Below are 15,748 nucleotides of genomic sequence, written 5' to 3' on the forward strand. Positions count from 1 at the left end.
GCAGGATAGCGGACGTGAGACCGGCGAATTAGGACAACGAGACATCGACCAAAGTGTGTCGCGGCGCCGTCTCGACCCATGCGGACGGCGGCGGGCACTCGTCAATGGCTTAGCCGAGCACGCCTCACTGATCAATCGCCGGCGGCTCCTCGTGCAGGGCGGCGCAGCGCTGCATGAGGTGCTCGATGACGCGGCCGAAGGCGGCGAGATCCTCCTGCGGCACGCCGGCGGTCAGTCGCTCCGCGAAGCCGAGTGCGATCGGCACGATGGCGGCATAGGTCTCGCGGCCCTCGCGCGACAGCGAGACGAAGGCCTCGCGCCGGTCCTCCTCGTTGGAGCGCCGGTCGATGAGCCCGCGCTCGTCGAGCGCGCTGATGGCGCGCGACACCTTCGTCTTGTGCATGCGGCTCTGGCGGCCGATGTCGCGCGCCGTCATCTCGTCGTATTCGCCGAGGGTGGCGATGACGCGCCATTCGGGAATGCCGAGCCCGAAGGTCTCCGCATAGCTCTCGGCCAGCGCCTCGGCCACCAGCTGGGCCACGACGTTGAGCCGGTAGGGCAGGAAGGTGGAGAGCGCGAGCCTGGCCTGCCTCGCGGGGGAGACGGCGGCCGCCGGATCCGTCGATATCGGTTTCATGTGCTACAGGTCGTTGCCTCTTGCCGGTCGCCCGTCCGTGGACACCCGCGCAGGATACAGCGTTCGCCCGCTGCCTCTTTGCGCAGCCCGAAAGATCTAATGGATTTGATCGAATACCCGAGATGGCGCTCACTGCAAAGATCGTCCGTGCGCGTGACGGGTGAGAGACATGGGCGCGCGCGGCGCCGAACCGGGTTAAGCTGCCCGTCCAAAAAGCCGCGCCGGCGACGGTTCTCGCCGGGGAGGAAACGAACCAGATGAAACTCGCCTCGCTCAAGCACGGCCGCGACGGCCGCCTCGTCGTGGTCTCGAAGGATCTCACCCGCGCCACCGATGCCTTCTTCATCGCGCCGACCCTGCAGGCGGCGCTGGACGACTGGGAGCGCCTCGCGCCACGCCTCGCTGATCTCGCCGAGCAGCTCGAGCACGGCTCGGTGCCCGCCTTCCGCTTCCACGAGCATGATTGCGCCGCGCCGCTGCCGCGCGCCTTCCAGTGGGCGGACGGCTCGGCCTACGTCAATCACGTCGCACTGGTGCGCCAGGCGCGCGGCGCCGAGATGCCGGCGTCGTTCTGGGAGGACCCGCTGATGTACCAGGGCGGCTCCGATGCGCTGCTCGGCCCGCGCGAGGCCATCGTGGCGGCGGACGAGGCCGCGGGCATCGATTTCGAGGCGGAGGTTGCCGTCGTCACGGGCGACGTGCCGATGGGCAGCGATGCGGCGGCGGCGCGCGGGCTCATCCGGCTCGTCATGCTCGCCAACGACGTCTCCCTGCGCGCGCTCGTGCCCGGGGAACTCGCCAAGGGCTTCGGCTTCTTCCAGTCCAAGCCCTCGTCCGCCTTCTCGCCGGTGGCCGTGACTCCGGACGAGCTCGGCCCGGCGTGGGACGGGGCGCGGCTGCATCTGGCCCTGTCCTCTTACGTCAACGGCAAGGCCTTCGGCAGCCCGGACGCCGGCGAGGACATGACCTTCGATTTCCCGACCCTGATCGCCCATGCCGCCAGGACGCGCCGCCTTTGCGCTGGCACCATCATCGGCTCCGGCACGGTCTCGAACCGGGGTCCCGACGGCGGGCCGGGGCGTCCCGTTGCCGACGGCGGGCGCGGCTATTCCTGCATCGCCGAGCAGCGCATGGTCGAGACGATCCTCCGCGGCGAGGCGCATACGCCTTTCCTGCGCTTCGGCGATACCGTCCGCATCGAGATGCGCGATGCCGCCGGCCATTCCATCTTCGGGGCGATCGAGCAGGAGGTCCGCGCGCCGGATTGATCGCCCGGGGCACGATGCCACGCGCGCTCCCGGGAGGCTGCTTTCGGTTGCATCGGCGAAAGGGCACGAGACCGTCGGCGGCGGACGAGCGTCCGCCGACCGCGCCGACGGTGGGGCAAATCCGCAACCACGATCAAGCCTTGCGCGCTAGAACCGCCAGGCCGCCGGCGGCCTGCCGGACCATATGCGAGGAGACGAGATGCTGAGCCACGTCACGCTGGGAACGTCCGATATCGACCGCGCCAAGGGCTTCTACGACGCCGTGCTGGCGGTGCTCGACCTCGCCTGCCAGTTCGACGAGCGCGAGCATGGCTGGCTCGGCTATGCCGCCGGCCCCGAGAGCGTGCCGCAGTTCTGGGTGGGACGGCCGATCAACGGCCAGGCGCCGAGCGTCGGCAACGGCGCCACTGTGGCCTTCGTCGCGCCCTCGCGCGCCGTGGTGGACACCTTTCACCGCGCGGCGCTCGCGGCGGGCGCCCGCGACGAAGGGGCGCCCGGCCTCAGGCCGCACTATCATGCCGATTACTACGGGGCCTATATCCGCGACCTGGATGGCCACAAGATCTGTTGCGTCTGCCACGCACCGGCCTGAGGGGGAAAGAGCCTGAGCCTCGGCTGGGCGGGAAAGACGGTCGGCAGCGGCCGCGTCACCGTCAGCTGCTGGCCGGCGGAGCGCTGGTGCGGCACGAGCGCGAGGCCTGCGGCTGCAACGACGCTGGCGGCAAGGCAGAGCGCCCATTCCGTCCGCGCAACGCGTCGCGGCGCTATGACCTGAAACGTTCCCGTCATGCATGGCTCCCTGGTCGCTCGTATGCCGTGCAGCCCGTCCCCCACGCGCAGGGCTACCGTCATCGAGGCACAAAATCAAATGAAATCAATAATTTAGATTTTTTCCGATGTGATGCTGCGATTGCGCCGGTTAAGGCTGGTGCGGGGCGGATGCGCTGCCCATATGATCCTGCAGTTCTCCAGGAGGGCATGCATGGCGTTTCGTCGGTTTCTCATGGCAGTCGCGGCGGGTGCGGCGGTGATCGTCGCGGCCGCGGTGCCGGCGCGCGCGGAAGGCCCCGACCTCATCTTCAAGAAATCGACCGTGTGGAAGATGCTGACGCCGGACGACAAGCTCGCCGTCTACGGCATCGACGACCCCGTGGCCGACGGTGTCGCCTGCCACTACACCTTGCCCGAGCGCGGCGGCGTCAAGGGCATGTTCGGCGTCGCCGAGGAGGTGTCGGACATCTCCCTGTCGTGCCGGCAGGTGGGGCCGATCAGCTTCAAGGGCAAGTTCGAGCAGGGCGAGGTCGTCTTCAGCGAGCGGCGCTCGCTCGTGTTCAAGCGCATGCAGATCGTGCGCGGCTGCGACGTCAAGCGCAACGTGCTCGTCTATCTCGTCTATTCCGACAGGATCATCGAGGGCTCGCCGAAGAACTCCACCTCGAGCGTGCCCATCATGCCCTGGGGCGACAGCGAGGCGCCGCGCTGCGCCGACTGGCTGAAGAGCTGAGGCCGGCCCGAAGTCTCGGGACGGCCGGCGCCGTGCTCAGGGCATGACCGAGCAGGTGATGGACACGGACGGGGCGCCGCGGCGGCTCGTCACGGCCACCTCTTCCTTCAGCGAGCCGGTCGCTTCCCTGCGGTCGATGAGGCCGAAATGCGTCGCCTTGGCATAGCCCTGCGCCGTGCACCAGGCCTGCGCGACACCGGCCGCACAGTCGTCGGCCGTCGCGAGGCATTCCGCGACGCCGTAGCCGTCGCTCGCCGGGATGATGAAGGTCGCCTCGTCCGCCGGCGACGCCGTCACGGCGGCGGGCAGGAGGAGGGCGAGCGCGATGAGGTGGGCGGCAAGACCGGTCAGGACGAAGGCGCGGCGCATGGGGGACGTGTCTGTTTCGGCGACGGTGGGTTGGGACGAGGCCCGAAGGCACTCTCCATGATGAAGCTGAACAAAGCCTGAAAGTTCCGTGGGGCGAGGTGCGCTGCCGCACATCGGGGTGCGGGCCGCGCATTCACGGCGGAGGTCTCTTGACGGATTCTCGCCGAAAAGGCAAACATCACGGCCATGACGACGGCCACCGCGATCATTCGCCCGATCATTATTTGCAGCTAGCGTTTCCGCTGGCTGGAGCCGTCCTGTTCTCTCGCAAAGATCGGATTGCCCTCCCTGCCGGCGGCTAGGAGATCATCATCCATGTCTCAAGAGACGTTGCGGCTCCACAACACGCTGACGCGCACCAAGGAAGACTTCCGCCCCATCGATCCGGCGAACGTGCGCATGTATGTGTGCGGGCCGACGGTCTACGACTATGCCCATATCGGCAATGCGCGGCCCGTCATCGTCTTCGACGTGCTGTTCCGCCTGCTGCGGCACATTTATGGGGAAAACCACGTCACCTACGTCCGCAACATCACGGACGTGGACGACAAGATCAACGCCCGCGCCGCCCGCGACTATCCGGACCTGCCGCTCAACGAGGCCATCGCGAAGGTCACGGAGAAGACAGAAGCGCAGTTCCACGCCGACATCGCCGCCTTCGGCGTCCTTCCGCCGAGCGCGGAGCCGCGCGCCACGGGCCACATCGAGGAGATGAAGGCCATCATCGAGCGGCTCGTCGCCCGCGGCGTCGCCTATGTGGCCGAGGACCACGTGCTCTTCTCCCCGGGCGCCATGGACGCGCGCGGCAAGGCGCCGAAATACGGCACGCTCGCCCGCCGCTCGCTCGACGAGATGCTGGCGGGGGCACGGGTCGACGTCGCGCCCTACAAGCGCGATCCGATGGATTTCGTCCTGTGGAAACCCTCGAAGGAGGGCGAGCCCGGCTGGGCGAGCCCCTGCGGCATCGCGGTGAAGGGCCGGCCCGGCTGGCACATCGAGTGCTCGGCCATGGCCATGGCGAAGCTCCTCGAGCCCTTCGGCGGCGGCCTCGCCTGCGAAGACCCGGCGAAGAACGTCTTCGACATCCACGGCGGCGGCATCGATCTCGTCTTCCCGCACCATGAGAACGAGATCGCCCAGAGCTGCTGCGCCTTCGACACCGGCCGCATGGCCAACTTCTGGCTGCACAACGGCTTCCTGATGGTCGAGGGCGAGAAGATGTCGAAGTCGCTCGGCAACTTCGTCACCATTCACGAATTGCTCGCGACAGATAGCTTCGGCGGCCGCTCCTGGCCGGGTGAGGTGCTGCGCCTCGCCATGCTGCGCACGCACTACCGCCAGCCGATCGACTGGACGGTAAAGGCGCTGGAGGAGGCGGAGAAGACGCTGCGCGGGTGGGCAGCTGTGCTGGAGCAGCAGGAGGCCGCGCTGTCGGGTGCCGAGACGCCCGGGCACGGCCTCGTTGCGGCCCTGCTCGACGATCTCAACAGCGCCCAGGCCATCGCGGACCTGCATGGCCTCGCTGCGGACGCGCGCGGCGGCGATATCGAAGCGGCGCGCCAACTCGCCGGCGGGCTCGGGCTCCTCGGCTTCGAGCCGGGTCGGCTGGTCGCAACCTTCGGCGAGAGCGCCCTGCGCGAAGCCATGGTCGGAACCGTGGACGGCGAGTGGGTCGACACCCTCATCGCCGCCCGCCTCGCCGCCCGCAAGGCGAAGAACTGGGCCGAATCCGATCGCATCCGCGACGAACTTGCCGCCATGGGCATCCAGCTGAAGGACGGCAAGGATCCCGCGACCGGCGAGCCCGTCACCACCTGGGAGGTGAAGCGATGAGCGCCCAGGCGCTGCCCGCTCCCGCGCTCCGGCCCTTCCTGCCGGCCGACGTGCCGGAGCTCGCCGGCATCTTCCGCGAGAGCATCGCGGAGCTGACGGGCGAGGACTACAGCGAGGCGCAGCAGGAAGCCTGGATGATGCTCGCCGACGACGAACAGGCCTTCGGTGCCATGCTCGCCGGCATGCTGACCATCGTCGCCACCATCGGCGGCATGCCGGTGGGCTTCGCCGCGCTCAAGGGCGCCGATCACATCGACATGATCTACGTGCATCCGGAATTCGCCCGCCGGGGCGTCGGCAGTGCCCTGTGCGACGCGCTGGAGAAGCTCGCCGGCGCCCGCGCGGCGAAGCGCCTGACGACGGATGCGAGCGACACGGCGCGGTCTTTCTTCGAACGGCGCGGCTATCTCGCGCAGCACCGCAACACGGTCATGCGCGGCGAGGAATGGCTCGGCAGCACCCGCATGGAAAAAGCCCTGCCGGCGGCAGGGGAAGGACCAGCCTCATGACAACGCGAGAGCGCGTCTATCTCTACGACACCACCCTGCGCGACGGCGCCCAGACCACGGGCGTCGACTTCTCGCTGGAGGACAAGCGCCTCATCGCGGGCCTGCTCGACAAGCTGGGCATCGACTATGTGGAAGGCGGCTATCCCGGCGCCAACCCGCTCGATACCGAGTTCTTCGCGGCGAGGCGCACGGAACGCGCGAAGTTCGCCGCCTTCGGCATGACGAAGCGCGCCGGCCGCTCCGTCGCCAACGATCCGGGCGTGGCGGCGCTGCTGGAGGCGAAGGCCGACACCATCTGTTTCGTCGCCAAGTCCTGGGACTACCAGGTCACCGTGGCGCTGGAGACGAGCCTCGAGGAGAACCTCGCCGGCATCCGCGAGAGCGTCGCCGCGGCGAAGGCCGCCGGGCGCGAGGTGATGCTCGACTGCGAGCATTTCTTCGACGGCTACAAGGCCAACCGCGACTATGCGCTCGCCTGCGCCAAGGCGGCCTATGAGGCCGGCGCGCGCTGGGTGGTGCTGTGCGACACCAACGGCGGCACCTTGCCGGAGGAGGTCGCCGCCATCGTCGCCGACGTGGCGCGCCACGTGCCGGGCGACCATCTCGGCATCCACGCCCACGACGACACGGGCTGCGCCGTCGCCAATTCGCTCGCCGCGGTGAAGGCCGGGGCGCGGCAGGTGCAGGGCACGCTCAACGGTCTCGGCGAGCGCTGCGGCAATGCCAATCTCGTCAGTCTCATCCCGACGCTGAAGCTGAAGGACGGCTTCGCCGACCGCTTCGAGATCGGCGTCGACGAGGAGGCGCTCGCGGGCATCACCCAGCTCTCGCGCGCGCTCGACGAGATCCTCAACCGCGCCCCCAACCGGCACGCGCCCTATGTCGGCGCGAGCGCCTTCGCCACCAAGGCGGGTATCCACGCCTCGGCCGTGCTGAAGGACCCGCGCACCTACGAGCACGTGGCGCCGGAGAGTGTCGGCAACGTCCGGCAGGTGCTCGTCTCCGACCAGGCCGGCCGGTCCAACCTGCTCGCCGGGCTGGAGCGCGTGGGGCTCCACGTCGACCGCGCCGACCCGCGCATCTCCCGCCTGCTCGAGGCGGTGAAGGAGAAGGAGGCCCAGGGCTATGCCTACGAGGGGGCCGACGCCTCCTTCTTCCTGCTCGCCAAGCGCGTCCTCGGCGAGGTGCCGGAGTTCTTCATGGTGGAGCGCTTCAGCGTCAACGTGGAGCGACGCTACAATGCCATCGGCGAACTCGTCACCGTGGCCGAGGCCATCGTCAAGGTGAAGGTGGGCGACGAGATCCTCATCTCCGCCGCCGAGGGCAACGGCCCCGTCAACGCCCTCGACCTCGCCCTGCGCAAGGACCTAGGCAAGTACCAGCGCTTCATCGAGGGCCTGGAACTCGTCGACTACAAGGTGCGCATCTTCCAGGGCGGCTCGGACGCCGTGACGCGTGTGCTCATCGAATCCGGCGACGAGACGGGCGAGCGCTGGTGCACCGTCGGCGTCTCGGCCAACATCATCGATGCCTCGTTCCAGGCCCTGACGGATTCGGTCGTCTACAAGCTCGTCAGGAGCGGCGCGGGAAGGGAGTGAGGGCACGCCCCGCCCTCATGCCCGCGCTTGTCGCGGGCATCCGCGCCTCTGGACCCTTGATGCTATCAGTGATTTGGATGGCCGGGACGCGCCCGGCCATGACGCGTGGAGTGGATCATCAGAACCGCTCGCCGAGCGGCACCTTGGCTTCCCGCTCCTCGTCGCTGACGCGGGCGGCCGCCTGCTCGATCATCGGTATCACGTCGCCCACCTTCTCGGCGACGAGATAGGATACCTCGAAGCCGGGGCGGATGAAGCCTTCGTTGCGCATGTGGGCGAAGAGCTGCAGCAGCGGACGCCAGAAGTCCTGCGTGTTGAGCAGCAGGACCGGCTTCCGGTGCTGGCCGAGCTGGGCCCAGGTGAGCTGCTCGACGAGCTCCTCCAGGGTGCCGATGCCGCCGGGCATGGCGACGAAGGCGTCCGCCCGTTCGTACATCATGCGCTTGCGCGTATGCATGTCCGGGACGACGATCGTCTCCTGGGCGTCCGTCAGCATCACCTCGCGCTTCTTGAGGAACTCGGGGATGATGCCCGTCACGCGCCCGCCCGCATCCAGCACGGCGCGCGCCACGGTGCCCATGAGGCCGATGTTGCCGCCGCCGTAGACGAGGCCGATGCCCTTCTCGGCCATGGCGGCGCCGAGTGTTTTTGCCGCAGCCGCGTGGGCAGCCTCGTCCCCGGCGGCCGAGCCGCAGTAGACGCAAATGGATCGAATCTTGCTCATGACTTAGCGGTTTGCTCGGCCCGGCGCCTCCGGTCAAGTCACGAAGCGCGAGATGTTCCGGAACGGCACAGGCAAGGTTGGTGTGGGACGATCGATATGGCAAGGCTTGCCGCCGGCAAGCGTAAATGTGCCGCCGGCTCAGAAGGATATGGCGAGCGCACGTCAACGCCGCTAGCTTGGGCAATCGGATAATCGGGGGTTAGTCGCATTATGGTCCTGTCCCGCAACTCGCAAATTGCCATTGCGGTCGCAGGGGTTATCGCCCTGGGGCTCATCATCTATCTTTTCGGCATTCCGCGAGAGGCCGGGCAGGAAACACAGCGCGAGGTGCCCGTTGCCGCGACCGACGCGCCGGGCCGGGAGACGCCGGCGGCGCCGTCGGCGGCAGCCGGCGACAAGCCCTCGGTCGACCAGCCTTCGGCTGAGGCGGAGAGGCGTGGGGAGGCCGGGGCGCAGCAACAGGCCGGGGCCGTACCCGCCGCGCCGCAGGCGCCGGCCGATGGGCCGGCGGCGTCGCAACCCGTCGTGCCGTCCTTCGACATCGTGCGCGTCGAGCCGAGCGGGGAGGCCGTCATCGCCGGCCGCGCCGCGCCCAACGGCACGGTCGTGCTCCTGCGCAACGGCGAGCCTTTCGCCGAGGCATCGACCGATGCCGCGGGCCAGTTCGCCATGACGCCGCCCGCCCTGCCGGCCGGCACGTTCGAATTGACCCTGCGCCTGACCGATGCCGAGGGGCGCACGCAGAATTCCGGCCAGTCGGTCACGGTGGTCGTCGCCGACGACAAGAAGCAGCAGCCCATGGTCGCCCTCGCCACGCCGAACGCACCGACGCAGGTGCTGTCGCGCCCCGAGACGACCGTCGCCCAGGGAACCCCGGCCGCGCCGCAGAACGCTCAGCAGGGCGGACAGGAAACGCCGCCCGCCCAGCCTGCCGAGGACGGTGCCGCCCAGGCGCAGCCGCCTGCAGATGCAGCGCCTGCTGCTCCCGGCGCCGGCGCCCCCGCGGCGGCGGATTCGCCGGCGGCGGGGCAGGCGACCGAGCGGGTCGGCGTCGCCATCGATGCGGTCGACGTCGAGGGCGGGGGCAGGCTGTTCGTGTCGGGCCGCGGAGCCCCCGGCGCGACGGTGCGGCTCTATCTCAACGAAAGCTATCTGGCGGCGGGCAACGTGCCGGCCGACGGGCGCCTGTCCTTCTCCGTCGAGCGCGGGGTGGCGCCCGGCGACTACCGCGTGCGCCTCGACGATGTCGACCCGGGCACCGGGGCCGTGCTGTCACGCGCCGAGGTGCCCTTCACCATGCCCGGGCCGGAAGCGGCGGCGGGCGCCCCGGCCGCACAGGGGACCGTGGCGCCGACCGGGCCGGTCTCGCCCGAGGTCTCCGGCGTCCCGGCCGGGCAGGGCGAGGCGGCGCCGGCCGAAGCTGCCCGCCCGTCCGGCGGCGAAGGTGTCGTCGTGGTGCACGAGGTGCGCACCGCCAAGGTTTCCCGCGGCGACAGCCTGTGGCGGATCAGCCGGCGCATCTACGGCCACGGCATGCGCTACACGGTGATCTACGACGCCAACCAGCAGCAGATCCGCAACCCGGACCTGATCTATCCCGGCCAGGTCTTCGTGCTGCCCAACGGCGGCGCGCAACAGTGACCGGCAGCGCGGCGCTTCGGGTCGAAGCGCCGCGGTTCGCCACTGCACGCCTGTCATCGGCAGGGTGCACAAACGGTCGGGCGGGCCTATATCAGGGGTTCGTTCTGTCTGGAATCATTCTGAATGGCTGACCAAGCAACCGGCCTCGCCGCGCAGGAAACGGCCGCGCAGGGGCCTGCCCCAGCGCCGCACCGGCCGGGCATCGCAGGCACCATGGTGCGGCTGTGGCCTTACCTTTGGCCGCACGACCGGGCGGACCTGCGCCTGCGCATCTACATCGCCTTCGCCCTGCTCCTGGCGGCGAAGATCGTCACCGTCCTGATGCCCTACAGCTTCAAATGGGCGACGGACGCGCTGACGGGCGAGTTCGGGGGTGCCGGCGCGCAGGCGACGGCGCCGCTATGGGCCGGCGCCGTGGCGCTCACGGTGCTCTACGGCCTCACCCGCATGCTCATGGCCGCGCTCACGCAATTGCGCGACGGCGTCTTCGCCTCGGTGGCCATGAATGCCGTGCGGCGCCTGGCGCTCAAAACCTTCGAGCACATGCACCAGCTGTCCCTGCGCTTCCATCTGGAGCGCAAGACGGGCGGGCTGACGCGCGTCCTCGAGCGCGGCCGCACCGGCATCGAGGAACTGGTGCGCCTCGCGGTGCTGCAGCTGGTGCCGACGATCATCGAGTTCGTGCTGGTGATGGCCATCCTCTGGCTGCAGTTCGACTGGCGCTACGCCGCCGTCGTCTTCGCCATGGTCGTCGTCTATCTCGCCTACACCTACCAGGCGACGGAATGGCGTATCGGCATCCGCCGGCGCATGAACGAATCCGACACCGACGCCAATACCAAGGCCGTCGATTCGCTGCTCAACTACGAGACGGTGAAATATTTCGGCGCCGAGGAGCGCGAGATCCGCCGCTACGACCGCTCCGTCGAGCGCTACGAGCGCGCCAGCGTCGAGACCTACACCTCGCTCGCCGTGCTCAACGCCGGCCAGGCCATCATCTTCACGCTCGGCCTGACGGCGGCCATGGTGATGGCGGTGTTCGACGTGCGGGCCGGCCGCACCACGGTCGGCGGCTTCGTCATGGTCAACGCCATGCTGATCCAGCTCTACATCCCGCTCAACTTCATGGGCATGCTGTATCGCGAGATCAAGCAGGCGCTCATCGACATCGACGACATGTTCTCGATCCTCGCCCGCCACCCGGAGGTGAGCGACAGGCCGGGCGCCGCGCCGCTCGTCGTCGGCGAGGGCACGGTGCGCTTCGAGAACGTGCGCTTCTCCTACGTGCCGGAGCGCGAGATCCTCAAGGGCATCTCCTTCGAGGTGCCGGCCGGGCGCACGGTCGCCATCGTCGGCCCCTCGGGCGCTGGCAAGTCGACCATCTCGCGCCTGCTGTTCCGCTTCTACGAGCCGAGCGGCGGCCGCATCCTCATCGACGGGCAGGATATCGCCGCCGTGCAGCAGGCGAGCCTGCGCGAGAAGATCGGCATGGTCCCGCAGGACACGGTGCTGTTCAACGACACCATCGGCTACAACATCCGCTACGGCCGCTGGGAGGCGGGCGAGGAAGATGTCGCCGAGGCCGCGCGCCTCGCGCAGATCGACACCTTCATCCGCTCCCTGCCGGAGGGCTACGACACGCCGGTGGGCGAGCGCGGCCTCAAGCTCTCGGGCGGCGAGAAGCAGCGGGTGGCGATCGCCCGCACCATCCTCAAGGGCCCGCCCATCCTGGTGCTCGACGAGGCGACCTCGGCCCTCGACAGCTTCACCGAGAAGGAGATCCAGGACGCGCTGGACCGGGTGTCGCGCGGCCGAACGACGCTGGTCATCGCACACCGCCTCTCCACCGTCGTCGGCGCCGACGAGATCATCGTGCTCGACAAGGGCGTGATCGCCGAGCGCGGCACGCACGACGCGCTTCTGGCGGCCGGCGGCCTCTACGCCGCCATGTGGAACCGTCAGCGCGAGGCCGACGAGGCCCGCGAGAAGTTGAAGCGCGCCGCCGAGGAGGAGGGCGAAAGCCTGCGCATGAGCCTGACGGCGGGTTGACGGGCGCGCCAAGGCCTGCCATCCCACTGCGCCACGCGGGTCCCGTATGGGGCGCGGGTTGCGAGCAGCGCCGCTGCCGCAACGGCGCGCATCCGCAGGGTTTGCGGTTTCATGACGGAACCGGCTTCCACCGGCCGGATGACGATTTCCGCCAAGGGGACGGCGTCCGGTCCCGGCGGCACAGTGCCGATGCGAGAGCAAGAGATGTCCATCTACGAATCGATCCGCAAGACGCTGACGCCGATCCACAAGGAGGGCTATCCCTTCATCGCCATCGCGGCGGTGGCCTCACTCGTCCTCGGGCACCTGTGGGCGCCCTTCGGCTGGGTCGGCCTCATCATCACGCTCTGGATCTGCTACTTCTTCCGCGATCCCGAGCGCGTGACGCCGACGCGTGACGGCCTCGTCATCGCTCCGGCGGACGGGCGCGTCAGCGGCATCGCCACCGTGGTACCGCCGCCGGAACTCGCGCTCAGCGAGGAGCCGCACACGCGCGTCTCCATCTTCATGAACGTCTTCGACTGCCACGTGAATCGCGCCCCGGTTCCGGGCCGCATCGCGCGCATCGTCTACACGCCCGGCCTGTTCATCAACGCCGAGCTCGACAAGGCGAGCGAGAACAACGAGCGCAACGGTCTCGTCATCGAATCCGGCCCCCACCGCATCGGCGTGGTGCAGATCGCCGGCCTCGTCGCCCGGCGCATCGTCAGCTTCGTGCACGAGGGCGACACGCTCGTCACGGGCGAGCGCTTCGGCCTCATCCGCTTCGGCTCGCGCGTCGACGTCTACCTGCCGGCGGGCATCCAGCCGCTCGTGGCGCTCGGCCAGCTCACCATCGCCGGCGAGACGGTGATCGCCGACCTGAGGTCCGAGGAGGGGCCGCGCGCCTTCCGCAGCGCCTGAGGTTGTGCCGGCGGCGCCTTTGCCCGAGAATGATCCGCGATGACTGACCTTTTCCCGCCCTTCGCGCCGGATCCGGAGGAAGCGCGCCGCCGGCGCTTCACGCCCATTCCGTTGCGCGTGCTGGTGCCGAACGTCATCACCCTGCTTGCGCTCTGCCTTGGCCTCACCGCCATCCGCCTCGCCATCGAGGAGCGGCTCGAGCTCGCGATGATCGCCATCGTCATCGCCGCCATCCTCGACGGCATCGACGGGCGCGTGGCGCGCCTGCTCAAGGGCACCTCGCGTTTCGGCGCGGAGCTCGACTCGCTGGCGGACTTCGTCAATTTCGGCGTCGCGCCGGCGCTCATCCTTTACAGCTTCGTACTGCACGAGCTGAGGTCGATCGGCTGGATCGCGGCGCTCGTCTTCGCCATCGCGGCGGCGCTGCGCCTCGCGCGCTTCAACGTCATGATCGACGACCCGGCCCGGCCGGAGTGGCAGAAGAACTACTTCGTGGGCATGGCCGCGCCCGCAGGCGCCATCTGCGCCCTCCTGCCCATCTACCTCCACATGCTCGGCCTGCCGGTCGACGGCATCGCGGCGCCCTTCGTCGCCGCCTATCTCGTCGGCATCGCCTTCCTCATGGTCAGCCGCATCCCGACCTATGCCGGCAAGACGCTGGGCAGCCGCGTGCCGCGCGAGAAGGTGCTGCCGCTCTTTGCCATCGTCGTCCTCTTCGCGGCGCTGCTCGTCAGCTTCACCTTCCAGGTTCTCGCCATCGGCGTGCTCGTCTATCTCGCGCTCATTCCGGTGGGCGTCATGCGCTACCGCCGCATGGCGCGCGCAGAGGCCGCCCGCCCGAGGGCGGCTGAAGCCGCCGCTGCCGTGCCGGCCGAAAACGCGGGCGAGACGCCGCGCAGCGGGCCGGCCGACATGTGAAATCCTTCCAATGGCCCAGTTCACAAGACTTCGTCTTTCGATTACGTTCCGCGCCGTTTCGCTGTCAGATCTGGTCAGAGCATGTCGAAAGAAGAGCTGCTCGAGTTTCCTGGGGTCGTCACCGAATTGCTTCCCAACGCGATGTTTCGTGTGAAGCTGGAGAACGATCACGAAATCATCGCCCATACGGCGGGCAAGATGCGCAAGAACCGCATCCGCGTCCTCGCCGGTGACCGTGTCCTCGTCGAGATGACGCCCTACGACCTGACCAAGGGGCGCATCACGTACCGCTTCAAGTGATGCAGCCGCGGCGCGCGCGGCCCGCCCCACGTTCGATGCGGAGAAAGGTTTGTCCTTGAAGCCCAACCCGGCCGGTGGCTGGCGCCCCAGGCTCATACTGGCATCAGGCTCGCCCCGGCGGCTCGCGCTCCTGCAGCAGGCGGGGCTCGAGCCCGACGCCGTCCTGCCGGCCGATCTCGACGAGACGCCCCGGCGGGGCGAGAAGCCGCGCGACTACGCCCGGCGCCTTGCGCGCGAGAAGGCGGAAGCCGCGCTCGCCGTGGCGCGCGGGCGCGAGGAGCTGGCCGAGGCCTTCCTCGTCTCTGCCGACACGGTCATCTCCGTCGGCCGGCGCATCCTGCCCAAGGCCGAGGTGGTGGACGAGGCGGCGCAGTGCCTGCGCCTGCTCTCCGGCCGCGCGCATCGCGTTCACACCGGGATCTGCATCGCGACGCCCGCCGGCAAGCTGCGCGAGCGGGTGGTGGAGACGCGCGTGCGCTTCAAGAACTTGTCGCGCGACGAGCTCGAGAGCTACCTCGCCTCCGGCGAATGGCGCGGCAAGGCCGGCGGCTACGCCATCCAGGGCCTGGCCGGTTGCTTCGTCGTCAAGCTCGTCGGCTCCTACACGGCCGTGGTGGGCTTGCCCCTGCAGGAGACGGTCGCCATCTTGGAGGGCGAAGGCTACCCCGTGCGCCTCAGCTGGCTCAATGCCGTCTGACGGGACGCCGATGCCTCAGGGAGTTCGAACCATCAAGGATTTCGAGACGAAGCCGGCCAACGACGAGGCAAGGGCCCCGGGTTGCCCCATCTGCGGCAAGCCGCGTGTCGAGCGCTGGCGCCCCTTCTGCTCCTCGCGCTGCGCCGATGTCGACCTCAACCGCTGGCTGAGCGGCAGCTACGCCATCCCCGCCGCCGAGGACGATGACCTGCCCGACGACGGCGGGGCGGGCGAGGGCGCCCGGCGCCGCGGCGGCGAGGACTGACCGCGACCGCGGCGACGACCGCCCTTTCAGTCTTGTCACGGATTGCGTCATGGCCGGGCTTGTCCCGGCCATCCACGCCTTTGAGCATGTCGCGGGCTTCCCCGGGACCGGCGGCCCGGGACCGGCCCGGCATGAGGGCAGGGACAGTGCTGCCGGCAGCGACGGACCGACGGGCCTGTGGATGCAACCATCACCCGACTGGACAGGCGCTGTCGCACTCTCTATAAGCGCATCGTCCGCAGCGGCGCCGCAAGGCGCGGCGAGCGTGGGCCCAGATAGCTCAGTTGGTAGAGCATGCGACTGAAAATCGCAGTGTCGCTGGTTCGATTCCAGCTCTGGGCACCATTTCCCTCTTTCCCTTCGATCGCAGTCCTGACAGAAGCCCACTGAACCGGGTGCTTTTGCCTGTTGTTTCCCGTGCTGAAGCGTGCGCTCGCGCGTGGGCAGTCCCAAAAATTATATTGGTACATTCTCAGCCTGATACCAACAGGGGCGAGGAGCTGTCGGGACGCTCGGAAACCGGGCCTAACGCG

16 protein-coding genes and 1 tRNA gene are annotated in these 15,748 nt (G+C 69.0%); 14 read left to right on the plus strand and 3 right to left on the minus strand.

What is annotated here, in order from left to right; genetic code table 11:
* Window positions 1-124: 124 nt before the first annotated feature.
* The gene (locus AL346_RS14485; RefSeq protein WP_019400060.1) at window positions 125-637 is read right to left on the minus strand and encodes a MarR family winged helix-turn-helix transcriptional regulator; all 513 of its coding nucleotides are present in this window, start codon (window positions 635-637) and stop codon (window positions 125-127) included.
* A 257-nt stretch (window positions 638-894) separates the two neighbouring features.
* Between AL346_RS14485 and AL346_RS14490 the strand changes: the two genes are divergently transcribed.
* From AL346_RS14490 to AL346_RS14500, 3 genes are all read left to right on the plus strand, one after another.
* The gene (locus AL346_RS14490; RefSeq protein WP_019400059.1) at window positions 895-1,905 is read left to right on the plus strand and encodes a fumarylacetoacetate hydrolase family protein; all 1,011 of its coding nucleotides are present in this window, start codon (window positions 895-897) and stop codon (window positions 1,903-1,905) included.
* A gap of 199 nt (window positions 1,906-2,104) precedes the next feature.
* Window positions 2,105-2,497: a VOC family protein gene (locus AL346_RS14495; RefSeq protein WP_019400058.1), complete on the plus strand. Its 393-nt coding sequence runs from the start codon at window positions 2,105-2,107 to the stop codon at window positions 2,495-2,497.
* Between the two features lie 390 nt (window positions 2,498-2,887).
* The gene (locus tag AL346_RS14500; protein ID WP_040403285.1) at window positions 2,888-3,409 is read left to right on the plus strand and encodes a CreA family protein; all 522 of its coding nucleotides are present in this window, start codon (window positions 2,888-2,890) and stop codon (window positions 3,407-3,409) included.
* Between the two features lie 36 nt (window positions 3,410-3,445).
* Here AL346_RS14500 and AL346_RS14505 read toward each other — a convergent pair whose 3' ends face one another.
* A complete protein-coding gene (locus AL346_RS14505) occupies window positions 3,446-3,778 on the minus strand; it encodes a hypothetical protein (RefSeq protein WP_019400056.1) in 333 nt (110 codons plus the stop codon).
* A gap of 315 nt (window positions 3,779-4,093) precedes the next feature.
* Between AL346_RS14505 and cysS the strand changes: the two genes are divergently transcribed.
* The 3 genes from cysS to cimA are packed head-to-tail and all read left to right on the plus strand — an operon-like array spanning window position 4,094 to window position 7,718.
* A complete protein-coding gene (cysS, locus tag AL346_RS14510) occupies window positions 4,094-5,611 on the plus strand; it encodes a cysteine--tRNA ligase (RefSeq protein ID WP_026014760.1) in 1,518 nt (505 codons plus the stop codon).
* Entirely contained in the window at window positions 5,608-6,120 is a 513-nt protein-coding gene (locus AL346_RS14515) for a GNAT family N-acetyltransferase (protein WP_019400054.1), read from the plus strand. Before cysS ends, AL346_RS14515 begins: the two co-directional genes overlap by 4 nt.
* Entirely contained in the window at window positions 6,117-7,718 is a 1,602-nt protein-coding gene (gene cimA, locus AL346_RS14520) for a citramalate synthase (protein WP_019400053.1), read from the plus strand. Before AL346_RS14515 ends, cimA begins: the two co-directional genes overlap by 4 nt.
* Before the next feature lie 118 nt (window positions 7,719-7,836).
* Here the strand turns inward: cimA and AL346_RS14525 are convergent, their stop codons facing one another.
* Entirely contained in the window at window positions 7,837-8,442 is a 606-nt protein-coding gene (locus AL346_RS14525; RefSeq protein WP_026014759.1) for a TIGR00730 family Rossman fold protein, read from the minus strand.
* 210 nt (window positions 8,443-8,652) lie between these two features.
* Here AL346_RS14525 and AL346_RS14530 point away from each other — a divergent pair, with 210 nt between their 5' ends.
* The 8 genes from AL346_RS14530 (at window position 8,653) to AL346_RS14565 (ending at window position 15,560) form a co-directional block, all read left to right on the plus strand.
* Window positions 8,653-10,083, plus strand: coding sequence for a LysM peptidoglycan-binding domain-containing protein (locus tag AL346_RS14530; RefSeq protein WP_019400051.1), 1,431 nt, complete (start codon window positions 8,653-8,655; stop codon window positions 10,081-10,083).
* A 123-nt stretch (window positions 10,084-10,206) separates the two neighbouring features.
* Window positions 10,207-12,132 carry an ABC transporter ATP-binding protein/permease gene (locus tag AL346_RS14535; protein ID WP_019400050.1) on the plus strand — a complete coding sequence of 642 codons (1,926 nt, stop codon included), beginning with the start codon at window positions 10,207-10,209 and terminating at the stop codon, window positions 12,130-12,132.
* A gap of 189 nt (window positions 12,133-12,321) precedes the next feature.
* Window positions 12,322-13,035 (plus strand): phosphatidylserine decarboxylase, encoded by a 714-nt coding sequence (locus AL346_RS14540; protein WP_256374251.1) that lies wholly within the window; start codon window positions 12,322-12,324, stop codon window positions 13,033-13,035.
* Between the two features lie 39 nt (window positions 13,036-13,074).
* Window positions 13,075-13,953: a CDP-diacylglycerol--serine O-phosphatidyltransferase gene (gene pssA / locus AL346_RS14545; RefSeq protein WP_019400048.1), complete on the plus strand. Its 879-nt coding sequence runs from the start codon at window positions 13,075-13,077 to the stop codon at window positions 13,951-13,953.
* Between the two features lie 81 nt (window positions 13,954-14,034).
* Window positions 14,035-14,253: a translation initiation factor IF-1 gene (infA, locus tag AL346_RS14550; protein ID WP_026014757.1), complete on the plus strand. Its 219-nt coding sequence runs from the start codon at window positions 14,035-14,037 to the stop codon at window positions 14,251-14,253.
* Between the two features lie 55 nt (window positions 14,254-14,308).
* Window positions 14,309-14,950: a Maf-like protein gene (locus AL346_RS14555; protein ID WP_019400046.1), complete on the plus strand. Its 642-nt coding sequence runs from the start codon at window positions 14,309-14,311 to the stop codon at window positions 14,948-14,950.
* Window positions 14,951-14,960: 10 nt separating this feature from the next.
* Window positions 14,961-15,215 (plus strand): DNA gyrase inhibitor YacG, encoded by a 255-nt coding sequence (gene yacG / locus AL346_RS14560; protein ID WP_019400045.1) that lies wholly within the window; start codon window positions 14,961-14,963, stop codon window positions 15,213-15,215.
* Window positions 15,216-15,484: 269 nt separating this feature from the next.
* Window positions 15,485-15,560 (plus strand) — tRNA-Phe (locus tag AL346_RS14565).
* The last annotated feature ends 188 nt before the right edge of the window (window positions 15,561-15,748 follow it).

Source organism: Chelatococcus sp. CO-6 (assembly GCF_001271345.1).
Lineage (GTDB): Bacteria > Pseudomonadota > Alphaproteobacteria > Rhizobiales > Beijerinckiaceae > Chelatococcus_A > Chelatococcus_A caeni.